A 23,215-nucleotide genomic window follows, 5' to 3' on the forward strand; every position below is an offset into this window, starting at 1 on the left:
CTACCCAAGTAGTGTGACGTTATCTTCAGAAAATTATTCTGGCGTGACAGCTGCTTGGGCTGCTTTTTATCTTGAGGTAGATTGTGTATATACTGCTTCTATAACGAAAAAACGTATCAGGGCACTATGACGACCAGTAATAAACGTGAAAAAGGTTCTACCATCCTCCGTGTGTTAGAAATCCTGCAAGAAGTGGCTTCCAGCGAGCAACCGCTATCACCTACCGAAGTTGGGGTAAGGCTGGATATCCCCAAGCCTACGTCTCACCGAATCGTCAATACGTTACTCAAAGAAGGGTGGTTATACACCGATCTGAAAGGCCAGCTTGTACCCGGTGATCATTTTCATAATATCGCTCTGAACGTTCTGCATACCAGTGTTCATAAAACGCATTGGCGCGCCATCCTTGAACGGGTTGCAAAAGAGTTGGATGAAACTTGTGGCATCGCCATTCCCGATGGCACGGAAATGATCTATTTCGACAGAGTGGAATGCGAATACCCCTTAAGAGTGCACATTCCCGTAGGAACCCGAGTACCTGCTTGGTGTTCATCCAGTGGGAAACTTTACCTAAGTAGCCTTCCCGAAGCACGTCGCCGTGCCATGTTCAAGCAGTTCGATCTCAACCCGATGGGGAAAAACTCCATTTTGGATCCAGACGCGTTAGAGCAATCTTTGCTCGGAATTCATCAAACCCAGATTGGTATTGATAATGAAGAGTTTATAGATGGTATGAATGCGATATCGGTGCCCATTAAACGTTCTGATGGTCGCCTTATTGCTTGCTTGTTTTGCCATGCCCCGATTGCTCGTAAAACGCTCGACCATCTGATTTCCTCTGTCGACAAACTCCGCAAAGCCGCTCAAGAAATTGAATCGGTGCTCGCGGTATTGGAAAAGCCTTCTGTATGCGAAAAGTCTTAAGTATGTAAAAAGCCTTAAGTATGTGGAAAGCCTTAATGAAGCGCGTATGGTGACCTGCCAACCGTAATGATCAAGGGGCAACATTCCCCGAAGCATGAAAATGATAAGGGGCATTTGAATGCCCCTTATGGTTTATGGACGGTTCAAAAATTGAGTGGAAATCTTAAAACACATAAGCATCGTTCAAACTGAAGCCAATCGAAATCGGGTCTCCAATCTGGTGGTTGTTCGACGTGTTGGTCACGATGTTGATGCTGGTGCCATCTGGTGCTTTGGCAATTAAGATTTTTTCTCTGCCTAAGTTTTCGACGCCGTATACTTCCCCTTTTATTGCATCGGGATCATCTGTGACGCACAAATGGTGACCTCTGATACCGAGTTCACAGTTTGATTGGTCACTCAAATGATCAAATTTGGTGTCATTTGTGACATCAATTTTGAGTTGATTGCCATGAAAGTAACGTTTCCCCCCTTCCTCTCGTAACTGCCCTTGGAAGAAATTCATGGGGGGCGAACCAATGAATTGAGCGACAAAGCGAGATGCAGGGTGGTTATAGATTTCAGTCGGCGTGCCCACTTGCTCTATATTTCCTTCGTTCATCACAACCACCAGATCGCCCATGGTCATGGCTTCTACTTGGTCGTGAGTCACAAAGATAGTCGTCACATTAAGTTTCTTTTGGAGATGCACTAATTCTGAGCGCAATACTTGCCTGAGTGATGCGTCCAGTGCGGCTAAGGGTTCGTCCATCAAAAAAACGGCGGGGCTACGAACAATGGCTTTTGCCATTGCGACCCTTTGCCTTTCGCCACCAGACAGCTGGGCAGGCTTCTTATCTAATAATTTGCCTATTTCCAGAATGTCTACGGCGTGCACAATGCGCTCTTCCATTGTTTTTTCGGTTATATCTATGTTTCTTAAACTCATTTTTATGTTATCTCGAGCAGTAAGATGGGGATATAACAAAGACGATTGAAAGACCATGGCAATGTCGCGTTGGTGTGGAGGTAGCTGTGTAACATCTTGCCCTTGGATCTGTATTGTGCCCCCCGAAGGCAGTTCTAGCCCTGCGATACAGTTGAGAGTGGTGGATTTTCCACACCCTGATGGACCTAAAAATACACAGAACGTACCATCGGGAATATCGAGGTCGATTCCCTTCACTGCCGTTTTACCATCGTATTTCTTGATGAGCTGTTTTAATTGAATTCCTGACATTGGTACTTCCTTAAATTGGGTCCACGATGTTCATTTCAGTGATATGCCGTTGTAGAAAATAGACCACCAACACCGCGGGTAAAATCGTAATCCATATTGCTGCTGCCATGTGGCTGGGTTGAGGCTGCTGAAATAGAAAGCCAGAAACAGCAGCGGGCAGCGTGGTAGCAGGGGTGCCGTTGGCTAAAATCGTCGCAAAGACAAATTCGTTCCACGAAAACAGAAAGGCAATAACGGCGGCGACTGCAATCCCGCTTTTTGACAAAGGAATGATGATTTTTATAAAGGTACCTAAGCGAGAAAACCCATCGATTCTGGCTAGCTTCTCTACTTGCGGTAAATTGCGGAAATAGCCAATCAGCATCCAAGTCACGAAGGGAATGGTGATCGTGAGCGTAACAATCACTAAGCCAGTTTTGGTGCCTGTTAACCCAAGTTTGGTGAACATCACGTAAAAGGGAATCAAGGTTGAAACCGGCGGAATGGCGACAGAGAGCAATACGGCCATCAAGAGCGGGGTTTTAAACCGAAATTCCAATCGCGCGAATACGTACGCTAAAGGGATAACAACGATCAGTGTGATGATCATGCTCCAGAAAGAAACCACCGCACTGTTCCAGAGCCCAGCTAAGATTTGATTTGCCTGCCCTGAGGCTTTAATTACGGTTCCGTCTGGCATGGTGTAATCCAAGCCAATCACATTGTAGAACGACGCGACATTGATGCTCTCGGGGAAAAACGGGGGTGGATACGCAGCAATTTCTGCGGGCGTTAAAAAGGCATATTTTAAGAGCCAATATAATGGGAATATGCTCCAGATAACCGCAATTACGATCGATATCCATTTATGAATTGAAAACCGGCTCATGCACGTTCCTCCCTGACTCCCCAAATGGCATATAAAAGAAGGGTTGAACCCACAATCAGAAAGAGTAAGAAGAAGGACATGGCGCTTCCGTACCCCAGTTGCAGCTGCTTAAAGCTAATGTCGTAGAGCAAGAACGGCAAAACGGTTGATGTATCCCCTGGTCCCCCTCGACTGAGCATATAAATGAAATCAAACATCTTTAAGCTCAGCACGGTACAAATACAGGTAAACACAAACAGCGTGAACCTGAGTGGGGGTAACGTAACGTGAATGAACGTTTGCAGCGGGTTGAACCGATCAATCGAGGCTAATCCGTATAAACTTTTAGGTATAGTCTTTAAATTAGCGAGCAGGAAAAAAGCGACGAGGGGAGCCATGTTCCACGCAGCGCCTAGAGCCAGCACCTCTATTACCCAATCTCGGCTGATGAAATTAATGGGTTCATCCCCTCCAAACATAAAGGACAAGGAGGTCGCGACACCGGATTGCCCACGCGCTAAATAAAACCACATTACCCCTGTACCGTATAGAGATACTGCCCAAGGCATCATGATTAAAGTGCGAAGCAGGTTACTCATTCTTTTTACTGAGTTCATCACCATAGCGAGACCAAGCCCCGCAGCGAGGGTGAGCACCACGACTTCTAAAGCAAACCGAATGGATACCCCTGTAGCATGCCAGAACTCGCTGGATTGCAAAACGTTAGAAAAATTGTCCAGCCCGACAAACTGAGACCGCATTTTTCCAAATAAGAATTGCACATCGTGGAGGCTAAGCCATACGGCATACCCCATGGGATAGGCCATAATGACTAACAAAAACAGTAATACGGGTAAGGTCAGCAACAAGGCAAATTGCAGGTTGGACAGCTCCGTTGTTTTTGTTGATTTATTGCTGTTCATGAAAGTGTTCCTTAGAGTGCGGTCAGCCTTGACCGCACTAAAATATTAGATTCCGTATTTCTTATTTAATTTTTCTATTTGCTTGCGCATGTCAGCGAGTGTTTCGTCGACGGGTTGGTCATCCAAAAGGAACTGACTGAGGCGCTTGCGTAGCCAGGAATTAAATTCTTCTGCCCACAGCACTTTCCACACTCCATTTGGGTTGGGTGTTTTTGCGTATAGATCAACCATGTTTTGGTAATCGGATTCGCTTGCTAAAAACCCTTTCATGGCGGCTTGAGTTTCAGCGCTTTCCATCACAGGTTTGTAAGCAGAAAACAGCATGGATTCGTTCATCCAGCGTTGCGCAACGTAGAATTTGTCGTCTTGGTTTTTGTAGCCATACCACGACCAAAAATCCTTTGTTTGTGATTCTTGCTTCGCGCTGCGTTCACGATTGGTGGCTAAGTAAAGAGCGCTATCAAGCAAGCCCCAGCTTTGTCCTTGATACGGTAAGAAGCTCACGTTACCAGCCATTGACGAGAATTGAGGATTATTAAAATACGCGATGTTATAGGCAGCTTGTGCTGAGTAGAGGTATCGTCCCGAGGCAAAGCCATCCACAATGCCCGATTCGGTATAACTTAACACTTCTTCTGGTACCGCCCCCGATTTCCATAGCGCTTTCCAGTCTCGCAAGGTTTCTGCCGCGACCCCATCTGAGGAGAGATTCGGTTTCTTTGTTTTGGGATCGATCAAGTACTCTCCACGGTTTAATACTTCCCAAATAAAGGCCCAAGAAATGCCATAAAATTCGTTGAACCAGTGTGGTAAATAAACCCCTTTCACCCCTTTTTCATGAAGTGAGATCACTTGGTCATAAAACTCGTCCCAATTTTTCGGGTAGTCTTTTTCGCTTAGGCCAAGCTCTTTCAATTTGATTTTGTTAACGGCAACAAGCCCACGAACGGAAAGGAAGTAGGAAAGACCAAGCAATTTCCCATCGTACGTCCATGCGTCTAACACGTTGGGGTAAATGTCTTTCTTTATGGCTTCAAACTCATCCAGTTCATTCACGGTCTTAAGCCAGCCTGCCTCATAAAACCGAACGGCTGTCGGAGGGTTAGCGTAAAGGATGTCGAGTTTGTCTTTTGCGATCAGAGATTTTTCCATAAGTGCAGGGTAATCACCCGTGACCGTGGCGTAATCTACGTTAGCTTTGTTGATTTTATTAAACGTATCTACATTGTCTTGAACAATTTCGGGCTTATATTGCCAACCTCGGAAATACGTTTCGTCATCAGCAATACTGTATCCGCTTGCCATTGCCAGAAGTGTGCTGGCAAGCCATGTTTTTGTCCTAATCATGATATACCTCGTCCTTATATACTTAGTCTCGTAACGTCTATGTTGCGAAATGTTGTTCGGAAAAGTGCTCCGAAATTGTTTCGAAAATCAGCCCATGTAAACACCGCCAGTCACGTTGACTGCCTGACCTGTCATGAACGCTGAAGCCTCCGAAAGAAGAAAAGCGACAACCTTGGAGACGTCTTGTGGTTTTTCCAATCGACCTAAAGGTGTTTGTTGAATGTATTCATCAATAACCGCTTTAGGTTCCATCTCTCTTAGTGTTGCTTCCCAACGTATTTCTCTTTCCTGCATTCCTGTTTCCACAAAGCCAGGGCAGACGGCATTGACGCGAATGCCGTGCTTTGCCCATTCCCGTGCACTTGCCTGTGTCCACCCGACTACCGCAAACTTACTTGCCGAGTAATGCGCGAGTAAGGGCGCACCGACTTTAGCCGCTAATGAAGCCGTATTCACAATGATTCCCGGCTTCTTCTGGCTGATCCAATGGCGTGCCGCCATTTGGTTGGTAAGGAAAACGCCTTTGGTATTAACGTTAAAGTTGGCGTCCCATTCTTCATCGGTGAGCGCGGTGGCATGATTCATGGTTGATATGCCGGCATTGGCAATTAGAAAATCGAACGATTCAAACATTTCAAACATTTCATCAAACCCAGAGACAACAGATTGTCGCTGCGATACATCCATATAACAGGTGTGCGCGCGACCTTTGTTTGTCTTGTTGAGTCGATTTACAGCTTGTTTTGCGGTTGATTGATCGATATCTGCAATCATTACATCGACATTTTGTTCGATAAGTTCATGTGCAATTGCGTAACCAATTCCGTGACACCCACCTGTGATTAATGCCTTTTTTCCTTTTAAATCATTGTGATATGAAGGCATCTTATGTGCTCCTTATCGATATTTGCATTATGTTGATTTGAAACTTAGGATTAACATTCAACCATTATTTTCAACAAATCAAACTTTTTTTTGATAAATTTGTTGATATGTGAACGAGGTTTGATTAAATTACAAACAAAACGAACATTAATTAAATGATGAGTGTTCGCTAGGTGAACAGGAGATCAGCTTGACAACCCCAAGCCAAAACGAAAAAAGAAAAACAGTGAGTACGCGCCATGAAAAGATTCTAGATATTGTTCGGCAGCGTGGCTTTGTGTCGGTTAATGATCTCGCTGATCATTTAAAAGTCTCTGACATGACAGTAAGGAGAGATCTGGTTCAGTTAGACAACGACGGTTTGTTGATGCGTACACACGGTGGTGCGATGACGCTAGAAGAGGAGTCCCAAGTTGCGGTTGATATTATCGAGCCGGATTTTTCATTGCGCATGAACAAGAACCAAACTCAAAAAGTCAAAATTGCAAAATTGGCACGTGAATTGGTTTTTCCTAATGCGACAGTGGCATTGGATGTCGGGACTACCGCCAGCTTGTTGGCTAAAGAGTTGAGTACGCTAGAGGGCATTAAGCTGTTTACCAACAACTTGCATGCTGCTATTGCCTTAGCGCCAGCGACTTACCCCGTTTATCTATCAGGGGGGCAAATGAGAACGCCAGAGCTCTCAATCAATGGGCCATTAGCGACTCAGCAAATCCGAAACTTTCGATTTGATATCGCCTTTATCGGGGTATCGGGGATAAACCCAGCAGGGATATTTGATTACAGCATTGAGGATTCAGAGACCAAATGTCTTTATATGGAGAATGCTCAAGAAGTCATCGTCCTATGCGATTCATCTAAGTTTGGTCATATCTCGGTCGTTCACATTGGCACGCTTGAAAACATCAGTGGAATTGTGACGGATAAAATGCCAACGGGGGCTTTGTTAGAAGCGCTGCAAGCCGCCAATGTCAATATTATTTGTGCAGACAGAGACTAAGTAGTATTCGTGCAGACAGACACGCAGCACCGTTGCTAGTGCGGCACCGTTGTTAAACAAAAACACCGTTGCCAGTAAAAAAAAAACACTATTGCTAAAAACCATAATTGCTAATAAACACAGTTGCTAATAAACCAAGGAAGGATTGAATAATGGCATACGTAATTGGATTGGATATCGGGACCACATCAACGATTGGTTTACTCATTAAACCTGGAGAGCCTAGTTTCCGATATACCGCTTCTCGTGCTGTCAGTTTCTATTCTGAACACTCTGGTTGGGCAGAAGAAAACCCCATGCAATGGTGGGAAAATGTTTGCAGCATTTGCCAAGAGTTGCTTGAAGCGTCTGGGATTCGAAGCAGTGAAATTACCAGTGTTGGGGTGACGGGCATGTTACCTGCTGTGGTGTTGTTAGACCAAAATGAGCAGTTAATACGACGATCCATTCAGCAAAGCGATGGGCGGTGCCAAGAGCAAGTGGTCGCGATCAAAGAAGAGATAGACGAACGAGATTTCCTTTTGAAGTCCGGAAATGGCATTAATCAGCAACTTGTTGCCGCCAAGCTCAGATGGTTAGAACAGCACGAACCCGATCATTTTTCACGCATTAATACCGTATTTGGCTCCTACGACTACATCAATTGGCGGTTAACGCAGAAAAAGGCGGTTGATCGGAATTGGGCGCTAGAGGCAGGGTTTATCGATGTCTATACAGGTCAACTTTGCCCAGACTTGATTCGGCTAGCGCATGTTGAACCGAATGTTGTTCCTGAACTGTCTCTGTCCCATGAGATGTTAGGAACGATCAGCCGATGTGCCGCCGAGCAAACAGGTTTGTGCGAAGGAACAATGGTGGTCGGCGGCAGTGCCGATCATATTGCGTCAGCTTATGGTGCGGGCGTTCATCAGCCCGGAGACGTGTTGCTCAAGTTTGGCGGCTCTGTTGATGTTCTTATTTCGAGTGATACCGCCGTCCCAGACGAAAGGATGTATCTGGATTACCACCTACTTCCTGGTCTTTATATGCCCAATGGCTGTATGGCTTCTGGCGGTTCAGGCCTTAACTGGTTTGTCCGAGAATTCGCAAAATATGAAGCTCAGTTGGCGGAACGAAAAAAAGTCACGCCGCATGCATTTTTGGATTCATTAAGCGAGGAAGTGCCCGCAGGCTGCGAAGGTGTGTACGCCTTACCGTATTTATTAGGGGAAAAGACACCGATTCATGATCCGCTGGCTAGGGGCGTTTTTTCTGGGTTGAGTCTAAACCATGGTGTACCTCATCTGTGGCGTGCGCTATTGGAGAGTTTTGCCTACGCGATTCGTCACCATATTGAAGTCTTTCAAGACATGGGCTTCTCGACACAACGATTTTGGGTATCCGATGGCGGTTCAAATAGCGAGTTTTGGATGCAAATCGTATCGGATGTTATCCAGCAACCACTTCAAACGTTAGAAGGGCACCCTGGCTCATGCTTAGGGGCGGCTTGGATGGCTGCGGTAGGCTGTGGACTGAGCTCGGATTTTACGGCCGTTTCTGATTACGTCTCCTACTCAAAAAAGATAGAGCCGAACGCTCAAAACCACTTGGTTTACCAACAAGGTTATGAGTCTTACAAGGCGTTATATCAGCAGTTACAACCCATTTTTTCAGCATGGGGGCAACATGATTAAAGCTATTGCTTGGGACATTGATGGCACGCTGATAGACAGCGAGCCAATGCACTACAAAGCGCTGGTTCAGGTTTGTACTGAGCTGGATATCGACATTGCCATGTTTGATGAACATGAATTTATCGGCGTGCATATGGAAGATGTATGGCAAGCCATTCTGCCTTATGTTCCTACGGGTGTTACGTATTCCATTTGGCTGGCTCAAATCAATGAGTATTACATCGCGCACTGGGATGCGCTCACACCAGTGAGTGGAGCCAAAGAGGTGGTAACAAACATCGCCAATCTGGGGATTCAGCAGGTGTGCGTATCCAATTCATGCCGTGAAGTTGTGGATGCCAATTTAAAGGCTCTGGGCGTTGGTCACTTAATCCAGTTTTCACTTAGCCTAAATGATGTAGCAAGAGGCAAACCCGATCCACTTCCCTATATTCAAGCCTCTCAAAAACTGGGTATTTCGACGGATCAAGTGTTGATCATTGAAGACAGTCACTCGGGGATTGTGTCTGGCTTTCAATCTGGTGGCCGTGTCGTTCAGCTTAGGTCAGCGTCTTTCGATGCGCACCAAAATGCGCGTTATCACGTGGAAGAGTTGTCTTCGATTCTGACAATCATTCAAGAGGTCAATCACGGAGGTGACCATGCTGTATCAAATTGATCCTGAGAAGGATCTTATGTTTGCCAGAGAATTCTTGGACAAACCTTTGGGCTCGCCCAGCCCGGGTTTAAGCCGCGTTCTTAACCGCTTGCGGTATGACCCAACGGGGCATCAACTGTTTATTTTTACCAAAGTCCCCTTTAAGGAATTTGTTTTGGCTGAAATGCCGCCAGAGCGCGAGAAACCCTTGGTGTTTATGGAAGAATTTCAATTCTCCTCGATAGAGGAAGCCGAGGTTGAGCTGTTCAAAATGAGATGGAAAGCGCTGACCGGAAAGGATCTGGATGCGCAGTTAAGCGAATAGGTTATGAGCGCCCTAACAACAAAGATAGGAAATCAGACATGTTAAATATACTGGCTTATCCCAGCGTCTATTCGGCGTCACCTGGGGAGAGTATTGAGTTCAAAATATCGTCAGAAGATGGCAGTGACGTAACGGCGCAGTTGGTTGAGGTTCGCCATGGCGATTGCAACCCTGAAGGTCCCGGAGTTCAGTTCAAGCCAGTATCGTCGGATATTGACGGAACTTACCCAGTCAAAAAGCAAACGATAGACGCGGGTTCCTATGGGGTAACGGAGCCTATTCCTCATCTCCTTTCCGAAAGTACCCTCACCATTTCTGCCATGATTTGGCCGACTCTGATCCGCCGTGATGAGCAGACCATCTTGTGCCAAAGAGACGGGCAGGGTAACGGATTCCACCTAATGTTCACCGACTCGGGACGGCTTACATTGATCCTTTACACCGCTTCTGGAAAGCAGGAATACCAGTTACCGATTTCTATGCTTGAACGACAGTGGTACGCCATATCCTGTGAGATCGATTCCGCACAGGGAAAAGTCGTGTTATCTCAAACCCCTCTCATCGATTACGCCACCATTCGGGATGCGTCTTGTCAGGTTTTTGAACTCGATTTACCGCTGACTTCTCCTAAGGATGCGCCTTTATGGCTTGCAGGTGCGCCAGCAGAAGGTGACCGCGTTGACTTTCATATGGACGGAAAAGTCGACAGCTTAACCATCTACTCTCAATCGATGTCGAGTGAGGATTTTCTGCAAAATCTAAAAGCGGGGCAGCGCAGAGAAGAAGCCAAATTCTGCTGGGACTTTAGCCAAGCTATCGATACGGTTGAAGGTAAAGATCTTTCGGCTAATTCGGTTCATTTCTGTTTTCATCACCTACCAACCCGCGGCATGAAGGGGTGGAATTGGGATGGCAGTTTTCACAGCTTTCTTTCAGGACCGCAACATTACGGTGCCGTTCATTTCCATCACGACGATATTTATGACGCCAATTGGGAAACAACGTTTACGTTTGTGGTGCCAGATTCTTTGCCAAGTGGCGCGTATGCCATTCATATCGAGAATGGTGAGACAACGCCAGACATGACCTGTGAAGACTACGTTCCCTTTTTTGTGACCCCCCATAAGGATAAGTCCAAAAGGCGAGCGACCAAGCTGGCGTTTCTGGCTCCCACCTGTTCCTACATTGCGTACGCTAACCATGGTGAGCACATTACCGCTCGCGAGGCAGAGCGAAGCATCGGTCGTTTACTGGAATTTGGTCATCACGATGTATATATGTACCAGCATCCTGAGTTGGGGGGGTCACTGTATGACAGCCACCGAGACGGATCGGGGGTGTGCTATTCGTCGCGGTTGAGGCCTGTTCTGAATTTCTCGGCAAGGTATCGGTCGTGGCTGGGGGGGCATGGCTCTGCCCTATGGCAATACAACGCAGACACCCACTTGTTTGGCTGGTTGCATCATCATAATTTTGAGTTCGATGTGATCACGGATGAAGATCTTCATGAGCAAGGCGCGGATTACCTTGAACAATACGATGTGATCATGACGGGAACACACCCAGAATACTATTCGACAGAAATGTGGGATGGGCTCAAGACTTGGATAGATCAAGGGGGACGCTTGATGTATCTGGGAGCGAATGGGTTTTACTGGCGTATTGCTTTTCACACTCAATTGCCGGGTGTCATTGAAGTGCGACGTGCCGAAGATGGCATTCGGACTTGGGCTGCGGAGCCGGGCGAATATTTCAATTCGTTCTCGGGTGAATTTGGGGGGTTGTGGCGACGAATAGGGCGCACGCCAAACACGATGTGTGGGTTGGGTTTTATGGCACAAGGTTTTGATATTTGTAGTTATTACCGCCGAGGACCGGATTCATATGACCCGAGATCTGCCTTTATTTTTGAAGGCATTGATGACGAAAAAATTGGGGACTTTGGTTTAATTGGTGGTGGAGCAGCAGGGCTGGAGTTAGATGCTATCGATATTTCGTTGGGGTCGCCAGTGAATATCTTACGCCTTGCCAGCTCGGAAGCACACAGCCGGAATGTTAGATTAGTCAACGAAGAATTCGGCGTTGTTCCCCCCAATTTGGGTGGGGATGAGAATGAAAAAGTTCGTGCGGATCTTGCGTTTTATGAAACCCCTTCGGGAGGTGCAGTATTTTCAACAGGCTCGATTTCTTGGTGTGGGTCTTTGGCATGGAATCATTACGACAATAATGTTTCTAAGTTGACATTCAATGTACTGAAACGGTTTTTAGACCCAGAACCTTTTGACACGTAATTAGAATACGACGTTTTCGACGCCGAAAAATATAAAGACCAAAGAGTTTTGGTACATAGCAGTTATAGCGCATCACTGTTACACGTAGGCAAATAAAAAATATCGACTGATAGAAATGTCCATTTTTTGGAAGGGCATCGCTGAATCTGAAATCTGGCATCAAATAAAGATAATCATGAAAAAGGAATAATGAAAATGAATTGGATACAAGAAACATTAAATACGACAAAACCGATCATTGCGATGTGCCATTTACGTGCGCTTCCGGGGGATCCTGACTACGATTCAGCAGCAGGAATGAAGTGGGTGATTGAAATGGCGCGTAAAGATTTACACGCTCTGCAAGTTGGAGGGGTGGATGCGGTAATGTTTTCCAACGAATTCTCGTTACCTTACTTAACCAATGTGAAAACCGAAACAGTGGCCTCTATGGCGCGTATTATTGGCGAGTTGATGAATGAAATCGATGTTCCCTTTGGTGTAAACGTACTTTGGGATCCCGTAAAGTCATTGGACTTAGCAGCGGCAACAGGGGCCAAATTTATCCGAGAGATATTTACCGGAGCCTACGCCAGTGATTTTGGTGTTTGGAATACCAACTGTGGGGAAACGATTAGGCATCAACACCGCATATCGGCATCCGAGGTGAAAACACTGTTTAATATTGTTCCAGAAGCGGCCGCCTACATGGCCCCGAGAGACATTGAAAGCGTTGCCAAAACCACGGTATTTAACTGTAAACCTGATGCCGTGTGTGTGTCGGGGATGAATGCTGGAGCGCCGACAGATACAAATATCTTAAGCCGTGTAAAAAATGCGATTCCTGATACAGCAGTGTTTGCCAACACTGGGGTTCGGCTTGAATCCGTGAATGAACAATTGAGTATTGCAGACGGTGCAGTGGTAGGGACGACCTTTAAACAAGAAGGCGATTTCAATCTGTTTGTCGATCAAGCCCGTGTGAAGGAATTTATGGATGAAGTGAAGCGATTGAGAAGTTGAATTGATCTCGACGCTCTATGATCTTAATTGTGGGACTGGAGCCGCATCTTACGCTTTAAGCACGATGCAGGCTCCCTGTTAATTAACGCAACACCTTCTCTCGGTTTAACCAGCCTAACGCGGGTACCGAATATTTTGTTTTCGATGATGGGTTTCTAGACATTGATTTAAATGCTCAATTTTAAATTGATGAGGAACTGATATCACCTCAGATCTGCCTAAGTGCACCTTTCTCAAGCCGAGTCTCTTTAGTGCTCGGCTTTTTAAGCAGGAATGAATAGGTAGTGAGTCCGGCGAGCCGATTCACCATAAAACTGACACCGTTAAATCCTGAGAATCAGCCCAATTCTTGGCTACTCATAATGGATATTATTCCCCCATTCTACCCACTTTATTTCATATCTCTTTTATCTAGTAAGGAGAAATAAAAATAAGATTGGGTCGTTATGGCTTCGTTTTTTAATACATAAACATAAAGTTGGATATAACTAAATATTGTTGTTGCTACATTTTTATCACCACCTCTTTTAACGTTTAAACTCATCTTTTAAATCTCGAACATGAGGTTTATTGATAATGTTCACAGTTGTAAATTTATGTAAATGCATTAGGTAAGCTTAACTACAGATATTTCTTTTACACTCATCGCATATCCAGCAACTCAAAAAGGATCCGTTTGTAAAGCACTTTCATTGCTTTCTAATGGCTTTATACCTAACAGAGCCTAATTATGGCGGAATTAACGAACCCATTTATGCATTTTAAAGTGATCAAAAAATATCGCTAAGAAGCGAAAATAAACCACAAATTATCAGACATTATTTTGCTGACTATTTGTGGTGTTTTGTCGGGTCATGAATCATTGGTAGGTATCGTAGGTTTTGTTCGAATAAGAATCGAATTTTTAAAGCAATACGGTGAATTTAAGGAGGGTATTCCTTCATCCGATACCTTGGCGAGAGTGGTGGGCATGATCAGTGCTAATGCACTCCAACGTGCGTTTATTAATTGGATGAAAGCCTGCCATGTGCTGACAGATGGCGAGGTGGTAGCCATTGATGGAAAGACGGTTCGAGGCTCTTACGATAAGTCGAGAGGGTAAGAAGCCATTCATATGGTCAATGCCTTTGCGACAGCGAATGGGATGTGGCGTATGAGTGGCTAGACTTAAAAACGATGGGGATAATGGTTAATGTTCGTCAAGAATCGGAGCATGCGACAGAGCGGGATAGGTCGGTGAGATTTTATATCAGCTCCTGGGATTTAAGTGCGAAAGAGTTACACGATTTAACGCGTTCTCATTGGCAAATAGAGTCGATGCATTGGGTGCTAGATACTGCGTTTCGAGAAGACGAATGCCGAGTAAGGGTGGATGATCGTGCGGTTTCCGTGGATTCGTTAAGAAAAAGCCAAGCCGATATCCTAGAAAAAATAATGCCGCTCATCTCACGTGAACGGCATTAGAGCCGGAGTTCTCTTTATTGTTGGGTTGCTTACATCTGTTTAACGACCGTGATTAATCTTCTTGTCGTAGAACTTTTGCCAGTAAGGATGACGCCGCCGCAAGCAATACAATGTCTTTTAAGAGGAATTGACCCGGTACGACAGAGATTGCAGGGAAGCCACCTAAGCTTGCTTCGCTGATTGGTGCGGTAAACAGAAAGCTTGTTGTAACGGCAAAGATAACCGTTGCACTAGCAGCACCGACGAGTGCAAACAATCGATGCACTGGCGCGAGCAACAAAGCAACCGCGGTTGCCACTTCAACCAATCCGATGAGGTTAGAGGCACCTTGTAAGCTGAAGATACTGTACAACCAGCTGGTCAGTGGGCTTGATGCCACAAGACCTTGGATTGCATTTGCTTCGTAGCTGGTAAACTTCATTGCCCCGATCCATGCTAGGACGATGATGATAGAAAAACGTACCGCTTGGTCAGAAATGTTGGTCAGCGACTGTGTACCTGCTACTCGGTGGTTGATGTTGCTATTGATAGTTGTCATGGTCTTACTCCTTATCATTTCTTTGTGCTATTGGCGGTATGTGTGATGCCTTGGCGCTCTAATATCTGTTCAAAATCGCCACTTCTGATACTGGCGACTAAATCATCGTTTCCGCCAACATGGTGATTGCCGACAAAAATCTGTGGAACAGTTCGTCGTTGGCTACGGTTCTTCATCTCGTTTAGTCGCGTTGGGTTATCACTGACTTCAATTTCTCGATACGTTAAACCTAAATGCTTTAAAGTGTGCTTTGCGGCTTTGCAATGCGGGCAGTAGTGTTTGGTATAAATTTCGATTTTTGCCATGGTGTTTCTCCGCTTGTTGTCTGTAGGGTTAATTTAACTGTTGCGGAAAATACCATCTATGCATGATAATCTTGATTTAATACATAGATCGTCTAGTTTAGGGTGGGGCTAAATATGGAAGTGATGAGCGACATGCTGCGTGCGATTCGTGTCGTCGGCAGCGTCTACTTTTGCAGTCAGGTGGAAGCGCCGTGGAGTAAAACCTTTAACGACCTAGAGCACGCCAGTTTTCATTTGATTCGACGCGGTGGTTGCTGGGCGATTATTGCTGGTCAAGTGGAACGATTGGAAGCGGGAGATTTGATCTTCTTAGGGCCAGGACAAGACCACGTATTGTCGAGTCAATCTCCGGATAGAGACCAGCCAGACTTAGAAGAACCAACGCTGTTACTTTGTGGTTCTTTTAGCTATACGCGAACAGTGACAACGCCGTTATTGGAGATCTTTCCTCGGGTGACGATAGTGCGTGATCAAGACTTAGCGCAATATCCTTGGTTGCGAAGCACTTTTGATCAGTTGAGTTCAGAGTACCTATCTCAAGGACCAGGTTCGGAGCTGATCGTCAATAAGCTGACCGAAATTATCTTGGTCGAACTGATCCGAATTAACTTTGGGCGAGAGCAAAAAAGCCCGTTTTTAGAAGCGCTGAACGACAAACGTATTTCTCGTGCTCTGCAACTGTTGCATGACCATCCTGACAGGAGTTGGACGTTGGAGTCGGTTGCAGGCGAGATTGGTATGTCTCGCGCTGCGTTTGCTAGCCGCTTTTCCGCTTTGGTTGGACAACCGATGTTTGAATACTTAACCAATCTCAGAATGGGAAGGGCACAGGAGCTATTGCGTGAATCGTTGTTGTCGATTGATGACGTGGCTGAGCAAGTTGGCTATGAATCGGAGCGCGCTTTTACGCTCACGTTTAAAAAGCATACAGGCACAACCCCCAAGCGTTTTAGAGCGCAACAATAACTCGGTATTGCTCGATATACAGATCAATAAGAGGGGACACTTTTAGAAAACCTTGACGTGTCTTTTTGTCGCTCATACCAAGCTCTATTCGTATTGATAAAATTGGGTTCAATATGTGAGGTATCTGTCTAGAAACTGACAAATATCCCTTATCTTCATGGTTTTTAGGTACGTAAAACCGCTAAAGTGGGTATTGGTTTAAGAATTTGTGGGGATCCCTCAGTGACTGTCCTTCTTATTATGGTGTACTGGTTGTGATCATACGGGGGAGAGGATTCGATGATAAAGTTAAATAGTTTTGGATTGTTACTGCTTTCTTTTAGTCTAGTGGCTTGTGCAGAACCTCAAAAGAAATTTGTAGTTGGGGGTGAGTCTTACGAGATACCTAGTGAGTATTTAGTTGCAGCATCATCCTCAATCAATACTGCATCTCTTGATAGTGATGTTGGCATGGTTGCTCTCTCTTTTAACCAAGATGAAGATTTCTCGAGCTATTTAAGTGATAATGCTTAAGAAAAATAAGTCGGACATCAGACACTTTAGAAACGCTTGACGTAATAGAGAATAATTTTTATGTTGATTAAAGCTATTCACACTATATTTTTTTCAGTTGTTGGATATTATGAAAATAAAGAAGTAAGTGATTACATATGGAAAGCTCGATTTTTGGTTTCTTTTATTTTTGTTATGCATATATTTTCTTTTTGTATAATATTTTCTAGTTTTTCTTCCAGCTTTAAAAGGGTTTTTTTATATGTAACCAGCGGATTTCATATGTCTTTTTACTTATTTATTTTAGGTGTCTTTATTTTTGTTTTTCTACCTAGAGTAAATAAGTTAAAGATAAATAATAAATTCAGTAAAAATAAAAAAATCACATTATATTCTATCATGTCTACAATTGTATTTTACATTTTGGCGAATTGCTTATCAGTATTATAATCTAAAAATAGGACAGGCACTTTTAGAAAAGTCTTGAAGTGTCTTCTTGTCGCTCATACCAAGCTCTATTCGTATCGATAAAATTAGGTTCAATATGTGAGGTATCTGTCTAGAAACTGACAAATATCCCTTATCTTCATGGTTTTTTTTAGGTACGTAAAACCGCTAAAGTGGGGATTGGTTTAAGAATTTGTGGGGTGTTGTCTAGCTTGAAGGGAGCATTAGCTATCAGGTAACCGAAAACCAGATGGTTGCTGTCCCTTTAGTGTTGGTATCGCTTGTTGAATGCTGGTTTCTCAGCTAACCACCGAGCTTCTTTAATATGTTAATAAGCACTCAATTTAACTAGAGCTGAATATTAGCTTTTAATCGACTTAGGAGTCACCAATGAGAATATTGATTTTTGTATTTATCGCGTTTTTATCTATTTCTGTACATGCAGCAGGCAGAGAAGCAAGTGGAACGGTTCAATTATATGCCACAGCTGGTAACATTATCGTATCTCTTAGCGGGAGTAACCAAAGCTGCGGCAATAGATACTATTTTAAACCAGACACCGATTACAATCGGGCTCTATTGTCGATGCTGCTAGCGGCTCAAATGAGCAACAAAAGAGTTTGGGTAAATGGAGAAGGCAGTTGTATATCGGACTATCCGTTCGCCAATGCTTATAAACTTATTAACATGAGTATTCTTCCTTGAATCCTTTAGATTTTTGATTAATCTGAGTACTCTTTCGCTATATCAATAAACTGTTGTTCACATGCTATAAAAGCATCGATGACTTGGGGATCAAAGTGTCCCCCTTTACCTTCCTCAATAATGCGTTTGGCAACGCTATGTTCCATAGGATCTTTATAGATACGTTTGCTAATCAGCGCATCATAAACATCAGCCACAGCCATTAATCTCGCACTTAATGGAATGTCTTCTCCCGCCAATTTTTGCGGATAGCCTGAACCATCCCATTTTTCATGATGACAATAAGCAATATCGATCGCGGCATCGACGATGCCATTCGGGTTGTTGTAGTGTTCCTTGGCTTTTTGCAACGTTTGGAGCCCAAGTGTTGTGTGCTCTTGCATGATTTGAAACTCGGAATCTGTTAACTTCCCTGGTTTGAGTAGGATATTGTCGGGTATGCCGACTTTACCGATATCGTGCAGTGGCGCTGCTTTGTAGTAGATTTTAATGAGCTCTGGTGTTAACAAAGCACTAAATTCAGGAGTGGTGGCCAAATATTCCGCTAGGGCTTTTACGTAGTATTGGGTTCGAAGAATGTGGTTACCTGTTTCGTTGTCCCGAGTTTCGGCAAGGCTTGCCATGGCAATAACGATAGAGTCTTTGACTTCTTCCAATTCCTCTGTACGGCTTCTGACCAGTGTTTCTAGAAGGTCATTCTTACCATGAAGAAGATCGTGAGAGACTTTATTTTGTAGGTGAGTTCTAACGCGTGATTCCAAAATTGGGACGCTAACAGGCTTATTAATGTAATCTGCGGCACCCAAATCAAACCCGAGTCTTTCGTCTTCGGAAGAGCACTTTGCGGTAAGAAATATGACGGGGATTTCCATGGTTTTCTCTGAAGATTTCAACCGGCGAATGACCTCGTATCCGTCCATTTCGGGCATCATGATATCGAGCAGAATCAGATCAATCGGAAATTTTTCGACAATTTCTAGCGCAACAGCCCCTGAATTTGCAATTTTTATGATGTATTTCCCGCCTAACGACTGAGCCATAAACGATAAGTTGTCTGGTGAGTCATCGACAATCAAGATAGTTCGATCATCCAAGTTTCTTAATGGCATATCAGACCTTTCAAAATATTAGCAAACTCTACTACATTAAATGTAGCTTATATTTTAAAAAAAATTGGACAGGTCTTGAGCTATGAAATCAATAAAAATCCTATTTTCGATGCTATTTCTTATCATGGGGGCTGTATCTGTTGCGATTTTTTCATTGAATCAAGAAAACACGTATTTGTATAAAAAAACGCAAAGTTTGCAATCTCAATTGGCAAACTTTTATCGGTTATCAATGGAATTAAAAGGGAGCTCGGATCACCTAACCAAGTTTGCTAGAGCCTACGGTGCGACAGGAAATCCGAAGTGGAAACGGCTTTTCAACCGTGTCTTAGACGTGCGAAATGGCAAGGTCCCTATACCTGAGGGGAATCAATACGAGTATTGGGATATTGTGTCCATGGAAGAACAATTACCTTCATCCGAGTTGGGTTTTAGTGGTCCTACGTTAGTACAAAGGATAAAAGAGTCGGGTATTGAGGCATTTGAATTCAGCGAATTGAGTAATGCGCTGGCGTTATCGAACGCATTGGTTGGGCTTGAAGTTGAAGCGTTTAACGCGATTGAAGGGCGAGAAGAAGACCAGTATGGGCAATGGGGTATAACAGGAACCGAGGACTTAGATCGTGCCCGTTCATTGTTGTACAGCGATCAGTATTTTTCTGAAAAAGCGAAAATAATGGCGGCGATATCCTCTGCTCACCATTCCATTCTTGATCGGCTTAACTCTGAGATCGTCGCAAATGAAGCCAACATACGTTCCAATGAGCAAGCCAGCCTAATCCTGTTTTTGGTGTTAATTACAGCGATTGGTTTGTCGTTTATTTTGCTTTGGCGCCTCTATATCAGCCCTCTCAGCAAGCTCTCTCAAACAGTCGTCGAAAAAGTAGAAAATAAAGATTTCTCCTTCACTTTAACCCAACGCGCTTACGGAGATTTGCAGTATTTTATTGATAGCCTAAATGTGGTTTTTCATCATATTTCAGAACAGCTTAGCAACAATACGTTGGTCAAAGACTTCAACATTGTATTACGCAACAATGAATCGACCTCATTACTGTGCGACCGCGTGACACACTTCTTAATGCAGCACTTCCCTGTTGAAATGGTCGGCATATATATATTCGAAAACGATGCGCTGACACGAATATCGGGGGCGGGCTATGGAGAAAGCCAAAATTCGGTGATTAAAGAGGAAAGCTCTACGCTGATGGGGGTGACTCGTAGTAAAGAGCCGGTGGTGATACGAGATCTAAAGGGGGCGTTTGTGGTGCCATACAATGGTGGGCAATTGTCTTTGAATGAAATGTACTATTTACCCCTGTTGGTGAAGGAAAATGTGATTGCCGTGATGGAAATTGGGGTAGTACATCGCCTCGATGACCTTCATTTGCAATGGTTAAAACGAATGCTGAATGATCTCTCCATCAGTATTCAATTGAGTCGTAATTTAGAATTGCAACGCAAAGCCGAGCAGAAAGCACTGGAACAGTCTCAGCTGAATCAGGAAATTTTAAATGCCACGCCAAACCCAATGTATTGCCTAAATAACAAAGGGCAATTTATCACCATAAATAGCCAGTTCAGAATGCTGATGGGGTTAAGTGAGGAGCAAATATTAGGGTCGACTCCTAGCTTGATTTTTGGAGAAGCCGCGCCAGAATTCGAAAAGTATCACCAAGTTTTGTTCCAAAAAGAAAGCAACGCCAACTACGAAGTTCAGGTTACCCCTGCCAACCAGACACAGTTAGAAATGCTGGTGTATGAAGCCTCTTTCTTGGATAGCCATGGCAATGTGAACGGCATTGTGGGTCTCTTGCTTGATCAAACAGAACGCAAGCAAATGGAGAATGCACTTGTTGAGGCAAAAGAGACCGCTGATGCGATGAGCCAGGCCAAAGGTGAGTTTCTTGCCAACATCAGCCACGAAATACGTACGCCAATGAACGCCATCATGGGCATGGCACACCTCACGTTGAATACCGATCTCGATAGCATTCAAGAAAAATATGTGAATCGGATAAATGATTCCGCGAAAAATTTGCTGGGCATCATTAATGACATTCTGGACTTCTCAAAGATAGAAGCCGGCAAACTGGATATTGAACACATTGATTTCTGTTTGGACGATGTGCTGGAAAATGTGGTGTCTATTGTCTCCGTTAAAGCACAAGAGAAAAATCTCGAACTGGTGTTAGACATTGATCCAACCATGCCGATCAACTTGATTGGCGATCCGCTAAGGCTTGGGCAGGTGATTGTTAATTTGTGTGGGAATGCGGTGAAATTTACTCATGATGGCGAAATCATTGTCAAAGCCAGCCTGAATAAACAGGATGAGCAACATGCCGAGATTCGTTTTGTGGTGAGCGATACAGGGGAAGGTATTCCAGAAGATAAGTTAACGAAATTATTTGAAGCCTTTACTCAAGCGGACGCGAGCACGACCCGCAAACATGGGGGAACGGGCTTAGGCTTGAATATCAGTAAACAGCTCGTTGAATTGATGGGGGGTGACATCACCGTCACTTCAAAAGTAGGTGAAGGCTCTCACTTTATATTCACCATTCAATGCGGCCTGCAAAGTGCCAAGATGCGCGATATCTCCGCCCCTTTGAAACCCATAAAAGAGCGCAAAGCGTTGGTGGTCGATGATAACGATACTGCCAGAAGCATCATGGAAAATTTGTTGGGAGCGATGGAGTTCAGTGTCACGTCGGTCACCAATGGGTACGACGCTATTGAGCAGCTGAATACCGACCAATTTAATATGGTGTTTGTCGATTGGAACATGCCGGGCATTAACGGAATTGAGCTGTTAAAGCGTTTGCCGAGAGATGAACGTTTCACCGACTTGAAACGCTTCTTGGTTACCGCTTATGGGCGGGAAGTGGGGATAGATGAAGAAGTTTCGCCGTTAATCGACGGGTTCATACTCAAACCCGTTAACCCTTCTACGTTACTCGATGCCATCATGGATGCGTATGGCATTGAAGCCAAGAACCTCATCAAACGAAACCGAGCGAACATTGAAACGCCAGACTTAACGGGTAAGACCATTCTATTGGTCGAGGATAACGAGATTAATCAGGAAGTGGCGATGGGCTTGCTAGAAAAAACACGAGCTGAAGTCATTATTGCTGGAAACGGTAAAATCGCTTTAGACGCCCTTTCGAAAAACAATATCGACATTGTGTTAATGGACATGCAAATGCCAGTGATGGACGGTGTGACAGCAACAAAACAAGCGCGAAAAGAAGGGTATACTTTACCGATTATTGCCATGACCGCCAACGCGATGGCGCAAGATATTGAAACCTGTTCTAATGCCGGAATGAATGACCATGTCACCAAACCGATTGATGTTTCCGTGTTTTACAAAGTGCTTAAGCACTATTTGGATGCCCCTGTACTTTCCGAAGAAACGTCCGTTTTGCCTTCTTCTCAATCCCCTGTTCAATCCGCTAAATCTCCGGTTCAATCCGCTAAATCTCCCGTTCAATCCGCTAAAAGTAATAGTTCGTCAAATGTCCCTAAAACCGATGACATTGGGGGCATCAATATCAATGATACATCTGAAGAGATAGGAATAACGCAAGATAAGTATCTCAGGCTATTGGGTTCTATGCTTTCAAACACTTCGAGAGATCTTGCTGAATTCGAAGAAAAGTCGGCGGGGGAAGACTGGGAGTATATGGAAAGGTTTGCTCATACGATTCGTGGCTCCGCAGGGAACCTGAGAGTCCCTGCGTTGGTGGAGATCGCCGAGCGAATGGAGTGGAATGCTAAAGAGAGAAAGACCATACCTCAAGAGTGGATTGATACCATGAAAGCGCGAATTTCTGGCATTCAAAAAGAGTTGGAAGCGTATAGGTCAACGCGCAGCTTAGGGAAAAAAGCGGATAAGCCTCATGCCAATATAGATCAGCTATTAAGCCAGTTATCGCAAGCCATCGAAGGTTACGATGCCGACGCTGTGCAACTCGCCCAGCAATTGTTAGATGCTTCTCCGCAAAATAAAGAAACGCTAGAAGCGTTAGTCTTAGCGATTGAAAGATATGACTTTTCAATGGCGACAACGTTGCTGGAATCGTTCCAAAGCCAGAATCATTAGGG

19 protein-coding genes and 2 pseudogenes are annotated in these 23,215 nt (G+C 44.5%); 12 read left to right on the forward strand and 9 right to left on the reverse strand.

All coding sequences use genetic code 11. From position 1 onward, the window contains the following. Nucleotides 1-126 precede the first annotated feature (126 nt). Nucleotides 127-924: an IclR family transcriptional regulator gene (locus tag HC752_RS14685; RefSeq protein WP_190335922.1), complete on the forward strand. Its 798-nt coding sequence runs from the start codon at nt 127-129 to the stop codon at nt 922-924. 163 nt (nt 925-1,087) lie between these two features. Here the strand turns inward: HC752_RS14685 and HC752_RS14690 are convergent, their stop codons facing one another. The 5 genes from HC752_RS14690 to HC752_RS14710 all read right to left on the reverse strand — a co-directional run bounded on the left by HC752_RS14690 (nt 1,088) and on the right by HC752_RS14710 (nt 6,145). Further along, entirely contained in the window at nt 1,088-2,143 is a 1,056-nt protein-coding gene (locus HC752_RS14690; RefSeq protein WP_190335923.1) for an ABC transporter ATP-binding protein, read from the reverse strand. Nucleotides 2,144-2,153: 10 nt separating this feature from the next. Continuing rightward, nucleotides 2,154-3,011 (reverse strand): carbohydrate ABC transporter permease, encoded by an 858-nt coding sequence (locus HC752_RS14695; protein WP_190335924.1) that lies wholly within the window; start codon nt 3,009-3,011, stop codon nt 2,154-2,156. Then, nucleotides 3,008-3,913 (reverse strand): carbohydrate ABC transporter permease, encoded by a 906-nt coding sequence (locus HC752_RS14700; protein ID WP_190335925.1) that lies wholly within the window; start codon nt 3,911-3,913, stop codon nt 3,008-3,010. The genes HC752_RS14695 and HC752_RS14700 overlap by 4 nt, the downstream gene beginning before the upstream one ends. 45 nt (nt 3,914-3,958) lie before the next feature. Next, entirely contained in the window at nt 3,959-5,260 is a 1,302-nt protein-coding gene (locus tag HC752_RS14705) for an ABC transporter substrate-binding protein (protein ID WP_190335926.1), read from the reverse strand. Nucleotides 5,261-5,347: 87 nt separating this feature from the next. Next, nucleotides 5,348-6,145, reverse strand: coding sequence for an SDR family NAD(P)-dependent oxidoreductase (locus tag HC752_RS14710; protein WP_190335927.1), 798 nt, complete (start codon nt 6,143-6,145; stop codon nt 5,348-5,350). Nucleotides 6,146-6,335: 190 nt separating this feature from the next. Between HC752_RS14710 and HC752_RS14715 the strand changes: the two genes are divergently transcribed. The 6 genes from HC752_RS14715 to HC752_RS14740 all read left to right on the forward strand — a co-directional run bounded on the left by HC752_RS14715 (nt 6,336) and on the right by HC752_RS14740 (nt 13,076). Then, nucleotides 6,336-7,148 carry a DeoR/GlpR family DNA-binding transcription regulator gene (locus tag HC752_RS14715; RefSeq protein ID WP_190335928.1) on the forward strand — a complete coding sequence of 271 codons (813 nt, stop codon included), beginning with the start codon at nt 6,336-6,338 and terminating at the stop codon, nt 7,146-7,148. A gap of 152 nt (nt 7,149-7,300) precedes the next feature. Then, nucleotides 7,301-8,821 (forward strand): FGGY-family carbohydrate kinase, encoded by a 1,521-nt coding sequence (locus HC752_RS14720; RefSeq protein ID WP_190335929.1) that lies wholly within the window; start codon nt 7,301-7,303, stop codon nt 8,819-8,821. Further along, nucleotides 8,814-9,479: an HAD family hydrolase gene (locus HC752_RS14725; protein ID WP_190335930.1), complete on the forward strand. Its 666-nt coding sequence runs from the start codon at nt 8,814-8,816 to the stop codon at nt 9,477-9,479. Before HC752_RS14720 ends, HC752_RS14725 begins: the two co-directional genes overlap by 8 nt. Continuing rightward, entirely contained in the window at nt 9,463-9,783 is a 321-nt protein-coding gene (locus HC752_RS14730; RefSeq protein WP_190335931.1) for a hypothetical protein, read from the forward strand. Before HC752_RS14725 ends, HC752_RS14730 begins: the two co-directional genes overlap by 17 nt. 38 nt (nt 9,784-9,821) lie before the next feature. Next, on the forward strand, nt 9,822-12,074 hold the full coding sequence (locus tag HC752_RS14735; protein WP_190335932.1) for a N,N-dimethylformamidase beta subunit family domain-containing protein: 2,253 nt from the start codon (nt 9,822-9,824) through the stop codon (nt 12,072-12,074). A gap of 195 nt (nt 12,075-12,269) precedes the next feature. Continuing rightward, nucleotides 12,270-13,076, forward strand: coding sequence for a BtpA/SgcQ family protein (locus HC752_RS14740; protein ID WP_190335933.1), 807 nt, complete (start codon nt 12,270-12,272; stop codon nt 13,074-13,076). A 208-nt stretch (nt 13,077-13,284) separates the two neighbouring features. Here the strand turns inward: HC752_RS14740 and HC752_RS25465 are convergent. Continuing rightward, nucleotides 13,285-13,395: pseudogene (locus tag HC752_RS25465) on the reverse strand (IS982 family transposase); the annotation flags it as partial. A 411-nt stretch (nt 13,396-13,806) separates the two neighbouring features. Here HC752_RS25465 and HC752_RS14745 point away from each other — a divergent pair. After that, a pseudogene (locus tag HC752_RS14745) lies at nt 13,807-14,459 on the forward strand (ISAs1 family transposase); the annotation flags it as partial. Nucleotides 14,460-14,592: 133 nt separating this feature from the next. Here the strand turns inward: HC752_RS14745 and HC752_RS14750 are convergent. Together HC752_RS14750 and grxC are read right to left on the reverse strand one after the other, a co-directional pair. Further along, the gene (locus HC752_RS14750) at nt 14,593-15,078 is read right to left on the reverse strand and encodes a YkgB family protein (RefSeq protein WP_190335934.1); all 486 of its coding nucleotides are present in this window, start codon (nt 15,076-15,078) and stop codon (nt 14,593-14,595) included. 14 nt (nt 15,079-15,092) lie between these two features. Next, nucleotides 15,093-15,383, reverse strand: coding sequence for a glutaredoxin 3 (gene grxC / locus HC752_RS14755; protein ID WP_190335935.1), 291 nt, complete (start codon nt 15,381-15,383; stop codon nt 15,093-15,095). 114 nt (nt 15,384-15,497) lie between these two features. Here grxC and HC752_RS14760 point away from each other — a divergent pair, with 114 nt between their 5' ends. The 3 genes from HC752_RS14760 to HC752_RS14770 all read left to right on the forward strand — a co-directional run bounded on the left by HC752_RS14760 (nt 15,498) and on the right by HC752_RS14770 (nt 17,993). Continuing rightward, nucleotides 15,498-16,349, forward strand: coding sequence for an AraC family transcriptional regulator (locus tag HC752_RS14760; protein ID WP_190335936.1), 852 nt, complete (start codon nt 15,498-15,500; stop codon nt 16,347-16,349). A gap of 279 nt (nt 16,350-16,628) precedes the next feature. Further along, complete coding sequence (locus tag HC752_RS14765; protein ID WP_190335937.1) at nt 16,629-16,862, forward strand: hypothetical protein; 234 nt, start codon at nt 16,629-16,631, stop codon at nt 16,860-16,862. 816 nt (nt 16,863-17,678) lie between these two features. Continuing rightward, nucleotides 17,679-17,993, forward strand: a complete 315-nt coding sequence (locus HC752_RS14770; RefSeq protein ID WP_190335938.1) for a hypothetical protein — start codon at nt 17,679-17,681, stop codon at nt 17,991-17,993. Between the two features lie 17 nt (nt 17,994-18,010). Here the strand turns inward: HC752_RS14770 and HC752_RS14775 are convergent, their stop codons facing one another. Further along, nucleotides 18,011-19,102, reverse strand: coding sequence for an HD-GYP domain-containing protein (locus HC752_RS14775; RefSeq protein WP_190335939.1), 1,092 nt, complete (start codon nt 19,100-19,102; stop codon nt 18,011-18,013). 82 nt (nt 19,103-19,184) lie between these two features. Here HC752_RS14775 and HC752_RS14780 point away from each other — a divergent pair, with 82 nt between their 5' ends. After that, entirely contained in the window at nt 19,185-23,213 is a 4,029-nt protein-coding gene (locus tag HC752_RS14780; protein ID WP_190335940.1) for a response regulator, read from the forward strand. Nucleotides 23,214-23,215: the final 2 nt, after the last annotated feature.

Source organism: Vibrio sp. S9_S30, assembly GCF_014694455.1.
Classification (GTDB): Bacteria; Pseudomonadota; Gammaproteobacteria; order Enterobacterales; family Vibrionaceae; genus Vibrio.

Excerpts from the sequence above, each read along its gene's own strand:
- HC752_RS14685 (WP_190335922.1), top strand. The coding sequence starts at position 127 with ATGACGACCAGTAATAAACGTGAAAAAGGTTCTACCATCCTCCGTGTG.
- HC752_RS14690 (WP_190335923.1), bottom strand. The coding sequence starts at position 2,143 with ATGTCAGGAATTCAATTAAAACAGCTCATCAAGAAATACGATGGTAAA.
- HC752_RS14695 (WP_190335924.1), bottom strand. The coding sequence starts at position 3,011 with ATGAGCCGGTTTTCAATTCATAAATGGATATCGATCGTAATTGCGGTT.
- HC752_RS14700 (WP_190335925.1), bottom strand. The coding sequence starts at position 3,913 with ATGAACAGCAATAAATCAACAAAAACAACGGAGCTGTCCAACCTGCAA.
- HC752_RS14705 (WP_190335926.1), bottom strand. The coding sequence starts at position 5,260 with ATGATTAGGACAAAAACATGGCTTGCCAGCACACTTCTGGCAATGGCA.
- HC752_RS14710 (WP_190335927.1), bottom strand. The coding sequence starts at position 6,145 with ATGCCTTCATATCACAATGATTTAAAAGGAAAAAAGGCATTAATCACA.
- HC752_RS14720 (WP_190335929.1), top strand. The coding sequence starts at position 7,301 with ATGGCATACGTAATTGGATTGGATATCGGGACCACATCAACGATTGGT.
- HC752_RS14725 (WP_190335930.1), top strand. The coding sequence starts at position 8,814 with ATGATTAAAGCTATTGCTTGGGACATTGATGGCACGCTGATAGACAGC.
- HC752_RS14730 (WP_190335931.1), top strand. The coding sequence starts at position 9,463 with ATGCTGTATCAAATTGATCCTGAGAAGGATCTTATGTTTGCCAGAGAA.
- HC752_RS14735 (WP_190335932.1), top strand. The coding sequence starts at position 9,822 with ATGTTAAATATACTGGCTTATCCCAGCGTCTATTCGGCGTCACCTGGG.
- HC752_RS14740 (WP_190335933.1), top strand. The coding sequence starts at position 12,270 with ATGAATTGGATACAAGAAACATTAAATACGACAAAACCGATCATTGCG.
- HC752_RS14750 (WP_190335934.1), bottom strand. The coding sequence starts at position 15,078 with ATGACAACTATCAATAGCAACATCAACCACCGAGTAGCAGGTACACAG.
- grxC (WP_190335935.1), bottom strand. The coding sequence starts at position 15,383 with ATGGCAAAAATCGAAATTTATACCAAACACTACTGCCCGCATTGCAAA.
- HC752_RS14760 (WP_190335936.1), top strand. The coding sequence starts at position 15,498 with ATGGAAGTGATGAGCGACATGCTGCGTGCGATTCGTGTCGTCGGCAGC.
- HC752_RS14765 (WP_190335937.1), top strand. The coding sequence starts at position 16,629 with ATGATAAAGTTAAATAGTTTTGGATTGTTACTGCTTTCTTTTAGTCTA.
- HC752_RS14770 (WP_190335938.1), top strand. The coding sequence starts at position 17,679 with ATGAGAATATTGATTTTTGTATTTATCGCGTTTTTATCTATTTCTGTA.
- HC752_RS14775 (WP_190335939.1), bottom strand. The coding sequence starts at position 19,102 with ATGCCATTAAGAAACTTGGATGATCGAACTATCTTGATTGTCGATGAC.
- HC752_RS14780 (WP_190335940.1), top strand. The coding sequence starts at position 19,185 with ATGAAATCAATAAAAATCCTATTTTCGATGCTATTTCTTATCATGGGG.